At 64.2% G+C, this 17172-nt stretch carries 16 protein-coding genes; 12 read left to right on the top strand and 4 right to left on the bottom strand.

What is annotated here, in order from left to right:
- Positions 1-30 precede the first annotated feature (30 nt).
- The 3 genes from BM374_RS21485 (at position 31) to BM374_RS21475 (ending at position 3427) form a co-directional block, all read left to right on the top strand.
- Positions 31-1281, top strand: coding sequence for a Zn-dependent hydrolase (locus tag BM374_RS21485; RefSeq protein ID WP_092296087.1), 1251 nt, complete (start codon positions 31-33; stop codon positions 1279-1281).
- A gap of 12 nt (positions 1282-1293) precedes the next feature.
- Positions 1294-2205, top strand: a complete 912-nt coding sequence (locus tag BM374_RS21480) for an NAD(P)-dependent oxidoreductase (protein WP_092296084.1) — start codon at positions 1294-1296, stop codon at positions 2203-2205.
- Positions 2206-2353: 148 nt separating this feature from the next.
- Positions 2354-3427, top strand: a complete 1074-nt coding sequence (locus BM374_RS21475) for a malate/lactate/ureidoglycolate dehydrogenase (protein ID WP_092296081.1) — start codon at positions 2354-2356, stop codon at positions 3425-3427.
- Between the two features lie 68 nt (positions 3428-3495).
- Here the strand turns inward: BM374_RS21475 and BM374_RS21470 are convergent, their stop codons facing one another.
- Positions 3496-4569 carry a tartrate dehydrogenase gene (locus BM374_RS21470; protein WP_092296078.1) on the bottom strand — a complete coding sequence of 358 codons (1074 nt, stop codon included), beginning with the start codon at positions 4567-4569 and terminating at the stop codon, positions 3496-3498.
- A gap of 156 nt (positions 4570-4725) precedes the next feature.
- On the opposite strand from BM374_RS21470, the gene BM374_RS21465 reads away from it, so the two are divergent.
- A complete protein-coding gene (locus tag BM374_RS21465; RefSeq protein WP_092296075.1) occupies positions 4726-5502 on the top strand; it encodes an SDR family oxidoreductase in 777 nt (258 codons plus the stop codon).
- 126 nt (positions 5503-5628) lie between these two features.
- Positions 5629-7047 carry an amidase gene (locus BM374_RS21460; protein ID WP_092296072.1) on the top strand — a complete coding sequence of 473 codons (1419 nt, stop codon included), beginning with the start codon at positions 5629-5631 and terminating at the stop codon, positions 7045-7047.
- Positions 7048-7194: 147 nt separating this feature from the next.
- Here BM374_RS21460 and BM374_RS21455 read toward each other — a convergent pair whose 3' ends face one another.
- A complete protein-coding gene (locus tag BM374_RS21455; RefSeq protein WP_092296070.1) occupies positions 7195-8301 on the bottom strand; it encodes an amino acid ABC transporter permease in 1107 nt (368 codons plus the stop codon).
- Positions 8302-8303: 2 nt separating this feature from the next.
- Complete coding sequence (locus BM374_RS21450; protein WP_092296067.1) at positions 8304-9488, bottom strand: amino acid ABC transporter permease; 1185 nt, start codon at positions 9486-9488, stop codon at positions 8304-8306.
- Positions 9489-9575: 87 nt separating this feature from the next.
- On the opposite strand from BM374_RS21450, the gene BM374_RS21445 reads away from it, so the two are divergent.
- Genes BM374_RS21445 through BM374_RS21430 form a run of 4 tightly spaced genes read left to right on the top strand, consistent with a single transcriptional unit; the run spans position 9576 to position 13517 of the window.
- Complete coding sequence (locus BM374_RS21445; RefSeq protein ID WP_092296064.1) at positions 9576-10448, top strand: MurR/RpiR family transcriptional regulator; 873 nt, start codon at positions 9576-9578, stop codon at positions 10446-10448.
- A gap of 2 nt (positions 10449-10450) precedes the next feature.
- On the top strand, positions 10451-11800 hold the full coding sequence (locus BM374_RS21440; RefSeq protein WP_092296061.1) for an aspartate aminotransferase family protein: 1350 nt from the start codon (positions 10451-10453) through the stop codon (positions 11798-11800).
- Positions 11801-11812: 12 nt separating this feature from the next.
- On the top strand, positions 11813-12826 hold the full coding sequence (locus BM374_RS21435) for an amino acid ABC transporter substrate-binding protein (RefSeq protein WP_092296058.1): 1014 nt from the start codon (positions 11813-11815) through the stop codon (positions 12824-12826).
- A gap of 52 nt (positions 12827-12878) precedes the next feature.
- Positions 12879-13517, top strand: coding sequence for an aspartate/glutamate racemase family protein (locus tag BM374_RS21430; RefSeq protein ID WP_092296055.1), 639 nt, complete (start codon positions 12879-12881; stop codon positions 13515-13517).
- Here BM374_RS21430 and BM374_RS21425 read toward each other — a convergent pair.
- Positions 13514-14161, bottom strand: coding sequence for a TetR/AcrR family transcriptional regulator (locus BM374_RS21425; RefSeq protein ID WP_092296052.1), 648 nt, complete (start codon positions 14159-14161; stop codon positions 13514-13516). The two genes, BM374_RS21430 and BM374_RS21425, sit on opposite strands and share 4 nt — an antisense overlap.
- Positions 14162-14322: 161 nt before the next feature.
- Between BM374_RS21425 and BM374_RS21420 the strand changes: the two genes are divergently transcribed.
- Genes BM374_RS21420 through BM374_RS21410 form a run of 3 tightly spaced genes read left to right on the top strand, consistent with a single transcriptional unit; the run spans position 14323 to position 17165 of the window.
- Positions 14323-14532, top strand: coding sequence for a ferredoxin (locus tag BM374_RS21420; protein WP_092296048.1), 210 nt, complete (start codon positions 14323-14325; stop codon positions 14530-14532).
- A 60-nt stretch (positions 14533-14592) separates the two neighbouring features.
- Positions 14593-15813, top strand: a complete 1221-nt coding sequence (locus BM374_RS21415; protein WP_092296045.1) for a cytochrome P450 — start codon at positions 14593-14595, stop codon at positions 15811-15813.
- 29 nt (positions 15814-15842) lie between these two features.
- A complete protein-coding gene (locus tag BM374_RS21410; RefSeq protein WP_092296042.1) occupies positions 15843-17165 on the top strand; it encodes an MFS transporter in 1323 nt (440 codons plus the stop codon).
- Positions 17166-17172: the final 7 nt, after the last annotated feature.

The raw sequence follows: 17172 nt of genomic DNA, 5'->3' as shown, positions 1-17172 counted from the left end.
CGGAATGACAGCGAATAATGGAAGAGACGCATGAGCCGAGCCGCCACCAACCTGCAAATCGATTCCGCCCGCCTTTGGGGCTCCATCCACGAGACCGCGCAATTCGGCGCGACGGCCAAAGGTGGCGTCAGGCGGCTCACGCTCAGCGGCGAAGACAAGCAGGTTCGTGACTGGTTCCGAAAAGCCTGTGAGGAGGCCGGGCTTGAAGTTCACACCGATGCACTCGGCTCGCAGTTCGGTCTGCGCAAGGGCCGCGACATGTCGAAGCCGCCCGTCGGCATCGGCTCGCACCTCGATACCCAGCCGACCGGCGGCAAGTATGACGGCATTCTGGGAACGCTCGGTGCGCTGGAAGTGATCCGCACACTCAATGACGCCGGCATCGAGACCGAGGCACCGATCTGCATCGTCAACTGGACCAACGAGGAAGGCTCGCGCTTCGCACCTGCGATGATGGCGTCCGCAGCTTACGTTGGCGACTTCACCACCGACGACATCCTGTCGCGCAAGGACATCGAGGGCACCACTGTCGGCCAGGCGCTCGATGCCATCGGCTATCGCGGCGACAAGCCGGTCGGCTTCCAGAAGCTCGGCTGCTTCGTCGAGTTGCACATCGAGCAAGGCCCGATCCTGGAGGCCGAAGGCAAGACCATCGGCGTGGTCGATTCCGGCCAGGGCGTGCTCTGGTACGACGGCAAGATTTCCGGCTTCGAGAGTCATGCGGGCTCGACACCGATGCCGCTTCGGCGTGATGCGCTGGCGACGCTCTCCGAGATCGTGCTGGCCATGGAGGCCATCGCCAAGAAGCACGGGCCGAACGCGGTCGGCACCATCGGCGAGGCCGTGATCGCAAATCCGTCGCGCAACGTCATTCCCGGCGAGATCGCCTTCACCATGGATTGCCGCAGCGCGGATGGTGCCATCATGGATGCGCTCGACCGCGACCTGCGCGCCGCGATCGCCGAGATCGCCGCGCGCCGCAAGGTCGAGGTGAAGATCGATCTGGTCTGGCGCAAGCCGCCGACGCATTTCGATCCGAAACTGATTGCAGCGGTTGAGAACGCAGCCAAGACGCTTGGCTATTCCTCCCGGCGCATCACCTCCGGCGCCGGACATGACGCCTGCAACCTCAACACCGTGATGCCTGCGGCGATGGTGTTCGTGCCGTGCAAGGACGGCATCAGCCACAACGAGCTGGAAGATGCCACGCAGAGCGACTGCGCCGCGGGCACCAACGTGCTGATGCACACCGTGCTGGCAATTGCCGGCGTCGCGTCCTGATCGGAGAAAGACATGCGCGGAGTTTTCGTCGACGCCAACGAAGCCCTGGCCGTGATCATGGAGCGGCTGGAAAAGCCAGGTGATCCCAAGGTGCGGATCCACAGGAATCCCGACATCAAGCCCGAGCAGTATCCGGAAATCCTCGATGGCGCAGAGATCGCCATCGTCGACCACACGGCCCTCCCGACCGACGTCGCCAGGAAGTGCACGGGCCTGAAGCATGTCGTGTTCCTCGGCACAGGCGCGCGCAGCTACATGAATCCGGAGGAGCTCGCCGAGCTCGGCATCTCCGTGCACCTGATCAAGGGTTACGGCGACACCGCGGTGGCTGAATCCGCGATCGCCCTGATGTGGGCCTCGGCCCGCGTCATCGCCATGATGGACCGCGAGATGCGCGCCGGAAACTGGCTGCGCGAGGATGGCATGCAACTCACCGGCAAGACGCTCGGCCTGATCGGATTTGGCGGCATCGCCGCGGAGGTCGCACGCATTGCCTCCGGCAGCGGCATGAAGGTGATCGCCTGGAACCGCTCGCCGAAGAGCCATCCCGCCGTCGAGTTCATCGATCTCGACACGTTGCTGGCGCGGAGCGACGTGGTGTCGCTGCATCTGCTGCTCAACGACGAGACCCGCGGCATGATCACGCGGGACATGATCGCCAAGATGAAGTCCGGCGTCGTCTTCATCAACACTGCCCGCGGCGCCATCGTCGACGAGCAGGCGATGATCGACGCGCTGAAGTCCGGCCACATCCGCCACGCGGGCCTCGACGTCTTCAACATCGAGCCGCTGCCCGCCGACCATCCTCTGACGAAGATTCCCAACGTGACGCTGTCGGCGCATTCGGCATTCCGCACGCCGGAAGCAAGCGAGAACCTGATTGAGGCGGCATGGGTCCACTGCCGCCGCATCGCGAATTCGTAGGTGGGTTAGCTGTGCAGATGCGCAAAGCGTATCTGCTCGGCGTAACCCACCACTGTCTATTTCCGCGGAGGCAAAAGAGGTGGGTTACGGCTTCGCCTAACCCACCCTACGAGCCCCGCCAGATCGCAAGAGGATGAGAGCAACAACAATGGCCGATTATCGCACCATCAAGGCAGAGCCGCTCATCAACGTCGTCCACGCCATCGTCAAAGCGGGTGGGTCTACGGACCGCGAAGCTGAGCTGGTGTCCACCAATCTCGTCGAGGCCAACCTCAAGGGCCACGACTCCCACGGAGTCGGCATGATTCCACGTTATGTCCAGAGCGTCACCAATGGCGGTCTCGCGCTGAACCAGCACGTCAAGATCGTGCTCGACACCGGTCCACTCCTCACCCTGGACGGCCTCACCGGCTACGGCCAGGTCATCGGCCATGAAGCGATGGAGCTGGCGGCCGAGCGGGCCAAGCGCAACGGCGTGTGCCTCGTCGGCCTTTCCAACGCGCACCATATCGGCCGCATCGGCCATTGGGCCGAGCAGTGCATCGAGCACGGGCTGGTCTCGATCCACTTCGTCAACGTGATCTCGCGCCCCATCGTAGCACCCTGGGGTGGCAGCGATGCGCGCCACGGCACCAATCCATTCTGCGTCGGCATCCCACGCAAGGGCAAGGATCCGATCGTGCTCGACTTCGCCACCAGCAGGATCGCGCAAGGCAAGACGCGCGTCGCCCACAACAAGGGCATCGAGCTCGAGCCCGGCACCATCATCGACAACGAAGGCAAGCCGACCACCAATCCGCGCTACACCGTGATCCCGCCGCACGGCGCCATCCTGCCGTTCGGCGAGCATAAGGGCTCGGGGCTCGCTCTCGTCTGCGAAATCCTCGGCGGCGCTCTCTCCGGCGGGCAGGTGGTCAAGGGCCCTTCCGACGGCAAGTACAACGTCCTCAACGGCATGCTCTCGATCGTCATCGACCCGACCAAGCTCGGTACCGCTGAAAACCTCGCGCGCGAAGTCGAGAGCTTCGTCGCCTGGCACACCGGCTCGCCGCCCGCTCCAGGCGTCGACAAGGTGAAGATCGCGGGCGAGCCCGAGCGCGAAACCAAGAAGAAGCGCCTTGCCGAAGGCATTCCGGTCGATCCGACCACTTGGCAGGAGATTGTCGAGGCCGGCAAGAAGTTCGGGCTGGATCAGGCGGCGATCGAGAAGATCGCGGGCTGAACAGCAGCGAAACGAATCTCACGGCGTCGCCCCCTTAAGCCGGACGACGCCGTCTTTATTAGCTCGTTTTAATCCACCATATCCGCAACCGCCTTGCCGCACGCCGTGGTGTCGGCATTGCCGCCGAGATCCTTGGTGCGCAGCGTGCGCTCGGCGAGCGTGCGCTCGATCGCCTCGACGATCGATTTTCCGGCAACCTTCTCCCCGAGATGCTCGAGCATCATTGCGCCCGACCAGATCGCACCGATCGGGTTGGCTATGCCCTGCCCCGCGATGTCAGGCGCCGAGCCGTGCACCGGCTCGAACACCGACGGGAAATCGCCCTCGGGATTGATGTTGCCCGATGGCGCGATGCCGATCGTGCCCGTGCAGGCCGGCCCGAGATCGGAGAGGATGTCACCGAACAGGTTGGAGCCGACCACGACGTCGAACCAGTCCGGATGCAGCACGAAATTCGCCGTCAAGATGTCGATGTGGTACTTGTCCCACTTCACGCCCGGAAACTTCTTCGCCATCGCCTCCACGCGCTCGTCCCAATAGGGCATGGTGATGGAGATGCCGTTCGATTTGGTCGCCGAGGTCAGATGCTTCTTCGGCCGCGACTCCGCGAGCTCGAAGGCGAACTTGAGGATGCGGTCGACGCCGGTGCGGGTCATCACCGTCTGCTGGGTCACGAACTCGCGGTCGGTGTCGGGGAACATGCGGCCGCCGACGGAGGAATATTCGCCTTCGGTGTTCTCGCGCACCACCCAGAAGTCGATATCGCCGGGCTTGCGGTTCGCCAGCGGCGACGGCACGCCCGGCATCAAGCGCACGGGACGCAAATTCACGTACTGATCGAACTCGCGGCGAAACTTGATGAGCGAGCCCCACAGCGAAACGTGGTCCGGAATTTTTGCGGGCCAACCGACCGCGCCGAAATAGATCGCGTCGTGCTTGCCGATCTGCTCTTTCCAGTCGTCCGGCATCATCTGACCGTGCTTCTCGTAATAGTCCCAGGACGAGAAGTCGAAATGGTCGAACTGCAGGGATACGCCGTGCTTCTTTGCGGCTGCCTCCAGAACGCGCAGGCCCTCGGGCATCACTTCCTTGCCGATGCCGTCGCCGGGAATGACCGCGATCCGGTATTGCTTCTTGCTCATCGAGAATATCCTTGGTTGGTCCGGCAGTCGCCGCCTTGTGACCGCACTGCAATGGACCAAAGTCAGCGGCAGCGCAACGCTGCACTGCAATGTTGACCATGGCGCAGCCAAGCGCCTACTGATTTCATCCTTGTTCCTCTCCTGCGAGTATCTCACATGGATCTGCATCTGCGTGGCAAGCGCGTCCTGATCACGGGCGCATCCAAGGGCATTGGCGCAGCCGCTGCCGAGGCGTTTGCCGAGGAAGGCGCGAACCTCCTGCTCGCTGCACGCAGCGGCGACCAGCTCAAGGCGCTGGCCGACCGCCTGCGCTCGGCGCATCAGATCGACGCTGCGACGAGCGTCGTGGATCTGCGCAAGGCCGATGACGTCGCGCGCCTCGCCCAGGAAGCCGCCGACATCGACGTGCTCGTCAACAATGCCGGCGACATTCCAGGCGGCTCCATCGACAATATCGACGAGGCCACCTGGCGGCACGCGTGGGACTTGAAAGTGTTCGGCTACATCAACCTCACGCGGCAGATCTATGCGCAGATGAAGGCGAAGGGCGGCGGCGTCATCGTCAACGATATCGGTGCGGCCGGCGAAAAATTCGACGCCAACTACATCTGCGGCAGCGCCGGCAATGCCGCGCTGATGGCCTTCACCCGCGCGCTCGGGGGAAAAAGCCTCGCCGACAACATCCGCGTCGTCGGCATCAATCCCGGCCCTGTCGGCACCGACCGTCACGTCACGCTGCTGAAGACGCGGGCAAAGCACCAGTTCGGCGACGAGAGCCGCTACAAGGAATTTCAGAAAGGCCTGCCGCTCGGCCGCCCCGCGCATGCGCGCGAGATCGGCGACCTCATGGCGTTCCTGGCGTCGGATCGCGCCGGCTATACGTCCGGAGTGATCTACACGGTCGACGGCGGCATCAGCGCCGGCTGGGGCTAGTTTCTTGAAAGTTTTTAGACACCGTCGTTTCCGGGGCGATGCAAAGCATCGAACCCGGAACCTCGAGATTCCGGGTTCGCCCTTCGGGCGCCCCGGAATGACAATCCAGAGGTAGGAGTTAAATACTTGTCTCAAGACCTGATCCGCGAAACCGCCTGCACCGTCGTCGACATCTTGCGTTCCGGCGACGTTTCTCCACTCGAGCTCCTGGATGTGGTGGAGAAGCGCGTCAAGGAGGTCGACGGCAAGGTCAACGCGCTGCCGACGCTCTGCTTCGATCGCGCGCGGACGCACGCGAAGACATTGATGCAGAAGCCGGCCGGGGCGCGCGGCCTGCTCGCGGGCCTGCCGCTGCCGATCAAGGATCTGACCGACGTCGCGGGCGTCCTGAACACCCAGGGTTCGCCGATCTTCAAGGACAATATCCCGGCGACATCCGATCTCATGGTCGAGAACCTCGAGGCCAACGGCGCGGTGGTCTACGCCAAATCCAACACGCCGGAGTTCGGCGCCGGCGCCAACACCTTCAACGAAGTGTTCGGCGCGACGCTCAACCCCTGGGATACGACCAAGTCTGCGGCCGGCTCCTCCGGCGGCGCCGCGGTGGCGCTCGCCACGGGCATGGCCTGGCTCGCGCAGGGCTCGGACATGGGCGGCTCCTTGCGCAGCCCTGCGGCCTTCTGCGGCATCGTCGGCATGCGGCCGAGCATCGGCCGCGTCGCGCACACCCCCAAATCCGGCATCGATCGCAATCTCGGCGTGGTCGGACCGATGGCCCGCAACGTCGAAGATCTCGCGCTGCTGTTGGACGCGATGAGCGGCGATTATGCAGACGATCCGCTCTCGCTGCCGGCGCCCACAACTTCATTCCTGTCGGCGGCGCAGTCCGGCAGGAAGCCGAAGCGCATCGCCTATTCGCCCGATCTCGGTATCACGCCCGTCGATCCCGAGGTGAAGGCGATCACGCGCAAGGCCGCCGAACGTTTTGCCGAGGCCGGAGTGATCGTCGAGGAGGCGCATCCGGACTGGCGCGAGGCGCATGAGTGCTTCCACGTGCTGCGCGCCTTCGATTTCGCGATCACCAAGGCCAATCTGCTGCGTACCAAGCGCGATCTGCTCAAACCCGAAGTGATCTGGAACATCGAGGAAGGCCTCAAGCTCACCGTCGAGCAGCTCGCGCGCGCCGAGGCGCAGCGCGTCGGCATGACCGCGCGCGCGATCGAGTTCTTCAGGACATACGATCTGCTGCTGACGCCGACCACGATCGTGCCGCCCTTCCCGATCGAGCACCGCTATGTCGCCGAATGCGCCGGCAAGCGGTTCGAGAATTACATCGAATGGCTCGGCATCGTCTACGCCATCACGCTCGCCTGCTGCCCCTCGCTGTCGCTGCCCTGCGGTTTCACGGCTGCGGGCCTGCCGGTGGGCGTGCAGGTGGTCGGCGCACCGCGCGCGGATGCACAGGTGATCGCGGGCGCGAAAGTGTTGGAGGACATTCTGGGCTTGCGCGGCCAGACGCCGATCGATCCGCGGGTCGAGAAGTAACCTCTCTCGTGCCCCGGACGCAGCGCAGCGCGCCTTCGCGGTGCGCTGCAGAGCCGGGGCCCACCTCTCCGAGGCCTCCCATGCAGCCCTGGCCCCGGCTCCGCGGCGCAAGCTATCGCGCCGCAGCTTGTCCAGGACACCAGAGCGTCACCTCCCGCTCCTCGCCTCCAGACTGCGGCTATAGCGCGACATCGCGAAGCAGAAGACGAAATAGATCGCAGCGACGAAGATGTAGACCTCGACCGAGAACTGCTGCCAGGCCGGATCGATGATCGCGGTCTTCGCCGTCGTGAGCAGGTCGAAGATGCCGATGATCAGCACCAGGCTGGTGTCCTTGAAGAACGCGATGAAGGTATTCACCAGCGGCGGAATCACGTGGCGGATGGCCTGCGGCAGCACCACCAGCCGGTGCTTACGCCAGTAGGACAGTCCGAGCGCATCCGCCGCCTCATACTGCCCGCGTGGCACGGCCTGAAGACCGCCGCGGATCACTTCCGCAAGGTAAGCGCCCGCGAACAGGATGATCGCGATCTGCGCGCGCAGCAGCTTGTCGATGTTGAATCCGGCCGGCATGAACAGCGGAAACATCACGCTCGCCATGAACAGGAGGCTCACCAGCGGCACACCGCGGATCAGCTCGACATAGAGGACCGAGAGGGAACGGATCGCCGGCAGCTTGGAGCGCCGGCCGAGCGCGACCAGAATGCCGAGCGGGAAGCCAAATGCCAATCCTGATGTCGCCAGGATCAGCGTCACCGGCAATCCGCCCCAGCGATCCTGCGAGACGAAAGAGAGCCCGAACAAACCGCCCCACATCAGCACGCTGATCAGCGCGAGCGCACCGATCCAGAGGAAAGCGAGCTCGCGCCGCCAAAGCGCGCGCCGCGTGGAAAGATAGAACAGCACGATGAACAGCAGCACCGACAGCGCTGGCCGCCACTGCTCGTCAAAGGGATATGTGCCGAACAATATGAAGCGGTATTTTTCAGGGATAACGGCCCAACACGCGCCGAGGCCGCGCACCACCTTGCAGGCAGCGGAATCATTTGCCGGCGTGAGCCACACCGCGTTGGCGACGCCCCATTGCACGAAGCTGAATAGGCCCTTCACCAGCACTGTCAGCAAAACAAGCGTGAGGATGCCGTTAGGAATTGACGAGAACAGATTGGCACGCAGCCAGCGCAGCACCGGATTGCCGATCTGCGGACGGCGAGCCGCACGCGGTACGTCCGGCATGTCGGTGATAACAGTCATGCTCAACGCTCCGCCAGCGCGATGCGCGCATTGTACCAGTTCATGAAGAAGCTGATGGAAAGGCTAATGGTGAGGAAGACGGACATGATCAGCGAGATCGCCTCGATCGCCTGCCCGGTCTGGTTCAGCGTGGTGTTGGCGATCGAGACCACGTCCTGGTAGCCGATCGCGACCGCGAGCGATGAGTTCTTGGTCAAGTTGAGATACTGGCTCGTCATCGGCGGCACGATCACGCGCAATGCCTGCGGCAGGATGATCTGTCGCAGCATGAAGCTGCGGCGCAGCCCGAGCGCGCAGGCGGCATCCCACTGCCCGCGCGGCACCGACTGGATGCCGCTGCGCACGATCTCGGCGATGAAGGCCGAGGTGTAGGTGACAAGGGCGATCAGCAGCGCGAAATATTCCGGCGCGAGCGTCAGTCCGCCGACGAAGTTGAAGCCGTGCAGCTCCGGCCATTCGATCCTCCAGGACACGGCGAGCGACAGCGACACGGCCGCCGGCAGCACGACAATCAGGCCGAGGGCAAAGGGCCAGGCCGGCCGCGGCTTGCCGTCGCGCATCTGCTGCGCGACCAGCCATCGCCGGATGAAAAAGAATATAGCGCAGCCCAGCACGGCGGTGCCGAGAACCCAGAGTTGCGGCGCGCCAACCGGGATCGCCGGCAGGATCAGTCCGCGATTGGAGAGGAACACGCCTTCGACCGGCCGCCACGCCGCGCGCGCTGCCGGCAGCGCCTGCATCAGCACGTACCAGAACAGCAATTGAAGCAGCAGCGGGATATCGCGCAAGACTTCGACATAGACTGCGGCGAGGCGCGACAGCAGCCAGTTCGCCGACAGTCGCGAGATCCCGATCAGCGTCCCCAGAATGGTCGCAAGCACGATGCCGATCACCGCGACCCGCAGCGTATTGGCGAGGCCGACGACGAAGGCCCAGAGATAGCTGTCTCTCGGATTATACGTCAGCAGGCTGTCGGCAATCGGCATCCCCGCCTCTCGGCCGAGAAACGCAAAGCCGGTGGTAATGCGGCGCGCCGAGAGGTTGGTGACGGTGTTGGACCAGAGGAATAGAACGATGGCGACAGCGACGCCGACCACCAGGACCTGCCAGAACAAGCCCTTCATCTCGTTTGGACCGAGCGCCCCGAAGCTTCGGCGCGGCGGCGGCCTGCGTATATCTGAGGTCACAGCACAAAAATCCTTTCTGAAAACAGCGATTTCCGGCGGCGCACATCAAATGTTGCATCAAATTCCGATCTATGCAACAAATGTTTCATGGCCGTGTCCGCGAAATCCTCTCCCTTGAGCGAACTCCGCATCGCGCTGCCCTCGCTCCCCCTGCGCTTGCAGGAGGTCGGACGTTTCGTCGCAGCCAATGATTACGACGCCACCACCCGCTCGATGCGCGATCTCGCTGCGGAAGCGGGCGCCGATCCCGCCGCATTCACGCGCCTTGCGAAGGCGATCGGCTATTCCGGCTGGGACGAGTTGCGCGCCGCGCTGACCGAGGCCCGGCGACCGTCGCAGGCCTCGCCCTTCTCGGCGCGCGCGAAGGGCCGCCGCCAGGGTCCGAACGCGGACGTCACGCTCGTTACCGACAAGCTGGAAGCCGAGGCCGCGGGCTTGCCGCGCATCTCGGCTCACGCGATCGCGGACGCGGCCCGCAGCCTCCACGATGCACAGCGGATCTGGATCGCCGGCTATCGCAGCTGTCGCAGTGTCGCGGAATTGCTCAACTACGAGCTCCGGCTGTTCCGCCCCGAGCAGGTGCAGATCGTCGGCGGCTCCGGCCCCGACGATCTCGATCTCGGCGCGTTTCGCCCCGGCGAGGCCGTAATCGTCATCGGCTTCATGCCCTATACAAATGCCAGCGTCCGCGTCGCACAGGCCGCTTATAACGCAGGCGCGACGCTGGTCGCGGTCGCAGATAGCGTCACCGCGCCGATGGCCGAAGGCGCCGACCATGTACTGCTGTTCGAGGCAGCCTCCTCGCCGGGCTTCTTCCCGAGCCTCACAGGCGCGCTCGCGATTGCGCAATCGCTGGCCGCGGTGACGTTCTCGCTCGGCGGCGCCGCCGCCAGGAAGCGCCTTCAGGATACCGAAGCCCGGCTCGCCGCGGCCGCCGCCTACGTTTCAGAGAAAGGTTGACCATGAGCACCCGCACCAGCCGCGTGCTGCATCGCTCCTTGCGCGAGACACCGCCCAAGGCGATCGCCGGCGAGGGCGTTTATCTCTTTGCCGAGGGTGGTCGCCGCATCATCGATGCGTCCGGCGGCGCGGCGGTCTCCTGCCTCGGCCATCAGCACCCGCGCGTGATCGCGGCAATGGCGAAGCAGGCTTCGACCCTCGCCTATGCTCACAACGCCTTCTTCTCGTCCGAGCCGGCGGAGGCGCTCGCCGAGACTCTGGTCGGTCACGAGCCGGGCGGTCTCGCCTACGCCTATTTCGTCAGCGGCGGATCGGAAGCGATCGAAGCCAGCATCAAGCTGGCTCGTCAATATTTCATCGAGCGCGGCGAGCCGCAGCGGCAGCATTTCATTGCGCGGCGGCAGAGCTATCATGGCAACACCCTCGGCGCGCTCGCCGCCGGAGGCAATGCCTGGCGCCGCGCGCCGTATGCACCGCTGCTCTCGACCGCTTTCAGCCATGTGACGCCGGCCTTTGCCTATCACGAGAAGCATGAAGGCGAATCCGATGCGCAGTTCGTGGCACGTCTCGTCGCGGAGCTCGAAGCCGAGTTCCAGCGACTTGGCCCTGATACCGTCGCCGCATTCCTCGCCGAACCCGTGGTCGGCGCCACCGCCGGAGCCGTGACCGCGCCGGAGGGCTACTTCAAGGCGGTTCGCGAGATCTGCGACCGCCATGGCGCACTGCTCGTCCTCGACGAGGTCATGTGCGGCATGGGCCGTACCGGCACCACGCATGCCTGGCAGCAGGAGGGTATCACGCCCGACATTCAGGCGATCGCAAAGGGGCTCGGCGGCGGCTACCAGCCGATCGGCGCAATGCTTGCGAGCGGCAAGATTGTCGACACGATCCGCTCGGGCTCAGGCGCGTTCCAGCACGGCCATACTTATCTCGCGCATCCGCTTGCCTGCGCGGCGGCGCTCGCGGTGCAGGACGTGATCCGCGAGGATCGCCTGCTCGACCGTGTCAAGGAACGTGGCAAGCAGCTCGAGCAACGGCTCACCGAACGCTTCGGCAATCACCGCAATGTCGGCGACATCAGGGGCCGCGGCCTGTTCTGGGCGATCGAGCTCGTCGCCGATCGCGCCAGCCGCGCCTCGTTCGATCCGGCGCTCAAGCTTCATCAGAAAATCAAGGCGGAAGCATTCGCGAACGGGCTCGGCTGCTATCCCGGCGGCGGCACCGTGGACGGCATCCGCGGCGATCATGTGCTGCTGGCGCCGCCCTATATCGCGTCCGCTGACGAGATCGATCAGATCGTCGACAAGCTCGGCACGGCCGTCGACAACGTGTTGCGTGGTGTCAATCACTGAGGGGAGAGGTGCATGATGAGGAAAGTGGTTATCGCCGCGGGCGTACTCGCGGCATCAGCAATGGTCGCGCAAGCGGCGACGCTCGACACGGTCAAGAGCCGCGGCACCCTGGTGTGCGGCGTCAGCGCCGGCTTTGCCGGCTTCTCGGCACCGGACTCGCAAGGCAACTACCGGGGACTCGACGTTGACTATTGCCGCGCGCTGGCGGCCGGCGTGTTGGGCGATCCCAACAAGGTGCGCTACGTGGCACTGACCGCGCAGAACCGTTTCACTGCGCTCCAGTCCGGCGAGATCGACGTGCTCTACCGCAACTCGACGCAGACCTATTTGCGCGGCGTCACGCTGGGCCTGCGCCAGGGTCCGATCAACTTCTACGACGGTCAGGGTTTCGTCGTGAAGAAGGACCTCGGCGTGAAGGACCTCAAGGACCTCAAGGGCGCCACCGTCTGCGTCGCGCAGGGCACCACGCACGAAGTCACGCTGGGCGATTACGGCCGCGCCAACGGCATCGACTGGAAGCCGCTGGTGTTCGACCGCGTCGACACCATGTACCAGACCTTCTTCGGCGGCCGCTGCGATGCCATGACTCAGGACGCCTCCGCGCTCGCCGGTGCCGTCACGACCGCGGCGCCGAACCCGGCCGATTACGTGGTGCTGCCGCAGACCATCAGCAAGGAACCGCTCGGACCGTTTACCCGAAACGGCGACGAGGTCTGGAGCGACATCATCACCTGGCTGCACTATGGTCTGATCGAGGCCGAAGAGCTCGGCGTGACGCAAGCCAATGTCGACGAGATGACGAAGTCGCAGACCCCGGCGATCCAGCGGCTGCTGGGTACCTCCGGCGATCTCGGCTCGCGGCTCGGGCTCGACAACAAATGGCTGGTCGCGGCGATCAAGACCGCCGGCAATTACGGCGAGATCTACGAGCGCAACGTCGGCAAGGCGAGCCCGCTCAAGCTCGAGCGTGGCCTCAATGGCCTCTGGAGCAAGGGCGGCTTGATGTACGCGCTGCCATTCAAGTAAACGATGCTTTCACCTCTCCCCGCAAGCGGGGCGAGGGAGAAGAGACGCTCCCATGCGCATCGCCCTGATCCACGCTCTCAAACACTCCATCGCTCCGATCGAGGCTGCGTTCGCGGCCGCGTGGCCGGAGGCGCGGCTGATGAACCTGCTCGACGACAGCCTGTCGGCGGACCTGGCGCGCGATGGCAAGCTCAACGAAGCCATGACCGAGCGCTTCCTCGCGCTCGGCAACTATGCGGTGGCGACCGGAGCCAATGCGATCCTGTTCACCTGCTCGGCCTTCGGTCCCTGCATCGAGGCCGTCGCACGTGCGCATGCGCCGATGCCGGTGCTGAAGCCGAACGAGGCGATGATCGAACGGGCGGTGACGATGGGCAAGCACATTGGCCTGCTCTCGACCTTTCCGCCGACGCTGGTCTCGATGCCGCCGGAGTTTCCGGCCTCCGTCCGGATCGTGCCGAAACTTGCCGAGGGCGCGCTAGCCGCACTCGATCGAGGCGACCGCGCCACACATGATCGCCTGATTATCGAAGCCTCACGCGATTTGCGCGACTGCGACGTCATCGCGCTCGCCCAGTTCAGCATCGCATCAACCGCGCCGCTGGTTGCGGAAGCCACGGGTCGGCCGGTCGTGACGACCCCGGACAGCGCGGTCGAGAAGCTGATGCGACTGCTGGAGGGGACGGCCTAGGCGCCTGCCTTTTTCTGGCGCCGCGCGTCCTTGATCGCAACCGCAAGGGCGGCTTTCGTCTCGTTCACGAAATCCTCGACCAATTCTTCACGCGTGGCATGCGCCGCCTCGCCGGTGAACATTCCCTGCTCGGCCAGCATCACCACGCCGTGCAGCGCCGCCCAGATCTTGAGCGCCTGCCGCTCGCGCAAATAACCGACCGCCGGAGCCTCCAGCGCTTCGATCACGAGCTCAAAAGTCTCGCGCGTGGCCTCGTGGAGTTCGCTGCCCTTGGCTGCACATGAGACGGTGCGTGAGGCGAACATCAAACGATAGATGCCATTGCGGCGCAGACCAAAATCGAGCGTTGCCTGCGCCAGGTGCGACAGCCTTGATTGCTTCGACGCCTTCGCCATCGCCTCGCGCAACATCGCGCTGAACTGCCGGAACGCCTCTGCCGTCACCGCGGCAAGCAGCGCCTCGCGATCAGCGAAATGGCGATAGGGTGCTGGCTGTGAGACGCCAAGTTGCTTTGCAAGCGCTTTGATGCTGATCGCTTCAGCCCCGCCCTGCTCCGCCTCGTGCAACGCAGCCTTGATCAAGGCGTCGCGGAGATCGCCATGGTGGTAGGTGTTCCCGGGCTTACGAGCAACTTTTGAGCGCATGTCGCGGTGAAGCCTATAAGTTTGCGCTTGACAGGGGAAGCCCGACCCTAATGTAATAGCATATAACTTCGCGACAAAAGCCGCGGATAAGACTCGGATAAGACTCATAGGAGGAACGCGCCACCTTTCGGGGTGGCGCGCATGCGACCAAGGGAGCCGCCATGACAGAGCGACTGAGGATTCACGTCGATCCTGACAAATGCCAGGGCCACGCACGCTGCAAGGCGCTCGCGCCGGAGCTGTTCGAGCTGGACGAATATGGCAACGCCCATGAGGCAGGAGACGGCGCCGTTCCACCCGGCCTCGAAGACAAGGCCTGGCTTGCGAAGTCCAATTGCCCGGAAATCGCGATCGAAGTGATCGAGGAGTAGCGCGGCCCTGCGCGCGCTCCGCGCGCCTTCAGCGAACACGAGCCAAGGGATTTTCTTGAGATGTCCGACATCAGCCAGCCTACCGCCCATCCGCCTGTGACCGACTGGGTCAACGACTTCGACCATACCGATCCGCAATGGACGGAAGATCCCTTCCCGATCTGGGACGAGATGCGCGCCGTAAGCCCGGTGGTGCATACCGACCGCTTCCTGGGCTGCTATATGCCGACCACTTATGAGGCCGTGCGCGAGATCGCCCACGACACCGAGCATTTTTCGTCGCGTCGAATCATCGTCCGCAATGTCAGACCCGAGATCGCGCGAAACGCAGCCCCACCAATCACATCCGATCCGCCTGAGCACAAGCCGGCCAAGCAATTGCTGCTGCCGCCGTTCACACCGGATGCGATGAAGAAGCTGGAACCGCGGATGCGCGCGATCTGCAACGAGCTGATTGACGGGTTCATCGCGGACGGCAAGGTCGACGCGGCTGCGCGCTACAGCAAATACATTCCCGTCCAGGCCATCGCGCATATGCTCGGCATTCCCGAGAGCGACAGCGATCTCTTCATCAACTGGATCCACATGATCCTCGAGCTCGGCATCAAGGACGAGAGCAAACTGCTCCAGGCCGTGCAGGAGATGAGCGCGTATTTCACGGCCCACATCGAGGCCCGCAAGGACACGCCGACCGACGATCTGATCTCCTACCTGATGAACGCCAGGAACAAGGATGGCCAGCCGCTGGAGGACTCACACGTGCTGGGCTCGCTGCGCCTACTTCTGATCGCGGGCATCGACACCACCTGGAGCGCGATCGGTTCCTCGCTCTGGCATCTCGCCCGGACGCCTGTAGACCGCGAGCGCCTGATCGCCGAACCCGAGCTGATGCCGACCGCCGTGGAGGAGTTGCTTCGCGCCTATTCGCCGGTGACCATGGCCCGCGAGGTGGTCAAGGAGACCACGATTTCGGGCTGCCCGGTCAAAACGGGCAACATGGTGCTGCTGTCCTTCCCGGCCGCCAACCGCGATCCCAAGATGTTTCCGGATGCTGACAAGGTCGTGATCGACCGCAGGGAGAACCGCCATGCCGCTTTTGGCCTCGGCATTCACCGCTGCGTCGGTTCCAACCTGGCGCGCATGGAGATGCAAGTTGCCCTGGAGGAATGGCTGAAGCGGATTCCGGACTTCCGGCTGGATCCGGCAGGCACGGTGACCTGGTCCCAGGGCACGGTGCGAGGTCCCCGCCAGTTGCCATTTCTGCTCGGAAAGGCGATGTAGGCCTTCCGAACATCAACGAGGGGCCGGCCGTGTCAGAGCAAGCAACCCAACCGGCCTCCGACCACATCGATCTCGCCGACGCCAGGCGGCGGATCAAGGCGATCTTCATCGGCTCGATCGGCAACCTCGTCGAGTGGTATGACTTCTACGCCTATACGGCGTTCGCGCTCTATTTCGCCCCGGCCTTCTTCCCGGGCAACGACCCCGTCGTCCAACAATTGAACGCGGCCGTGGTTTTTGCGGCGACCTTCCTGATGCGCCCTCTGGGCGGCTGGTTCTTCGGCTATCTCGCCGACCATTTCGGCCGCCGCATCTCGCTGACCCTGTCGGTCGTGTTCATGTGCTTCGGCTCGCTGATCATCGCGCTGACGCCGACCTATGCCACGATCGGCTTTGCCGCGCCGGTGATCCTGGCGCTCGCCCGCGTGATCGAAGGCCTGAGTCTCGGTGGCGAGTATGGCGCCAGTGCCACCTACCTGAGCGAGGTTGCCGATCCCAAGCATCGCGGCTTCTATTCCAGCTTCCAGTACGTCACGCTGATCGGCGGCCAGCTCACCGCCATCATTGTGCTTTTGCTGCTGCAAAAGGTTTTTCTCACGCCCGAGGAACTCAAGGCCTGGGGCTGGCGCATCCCGTTCGCGATCGGCGCGGCCCTTGCGATCTTTGCCGCCGTGATGCGGCGGGGCCTGCATGAGACCGAGGCGTTCGAGGAGGCCAAGAAGGTGGTGAAGCCGACCGGCTCGATAACCAATCTGCTGCGTTATCCGCGCGAGCTGCTGCTGGTGGTTGGCCTCACCGCCGGCGGCACGGCGGCGTTCTATACCTTCACCACCTACATGCAGACCTTCGTCAAGCTTTCGGTCGGGCTGACCGAAGATCAGACCACCTTCGTGATCTTCGGCACGCTGATCTTCGCGACCATCCTCCAGCCGATCTACGGCGCAATCTCCGACAAGATCGGCCGCAAGCCGCTGTTGATCTTCTTCGGCGTCGCCGGCACGCTCGCGACCGTCCCGCTGCTGATGACGCTGAAGGAGACCAAGTCGCCGTTCATGGCTTTTCTCCTGATCTGCGCCGCCTGGCTGTTCGTGGCGGGCTACACCTCGATCAACGCGGTGGTGAAGGCCGAACTGTTCCCGACCAATGTCCGCGCCCTCGGCGTCGGCCTGCCCTACGCCATCACCGTTTCGGTCTTCGGCGGCACGGCACCGGCCATCGCGCTTTATTTCAAGACCATCGGGCGCGAGGAATGGTTCTATTACTATCTTGCCGGAATCATCTGCCTGTCGCTGATCATCTATTCTTCGATGCGCGACACCAAGCACGCCTCGGCGATGCATCGCCACGAGTAGCCCATTC

The organism is Bradyrhizobium sp. Ghvi (genome assembly GCF_900115265.1).
Lineage (GTDB): Bacteria > Pseudomonadota > Alphaproteobacteria > Rhizobiales > Xanthobacteraceae > Bradyrhizobium.
Note: the sequence above shows the minus strand (reverse complement) of the source record. Positions and strands in the feature narration are given on the sequence as shown.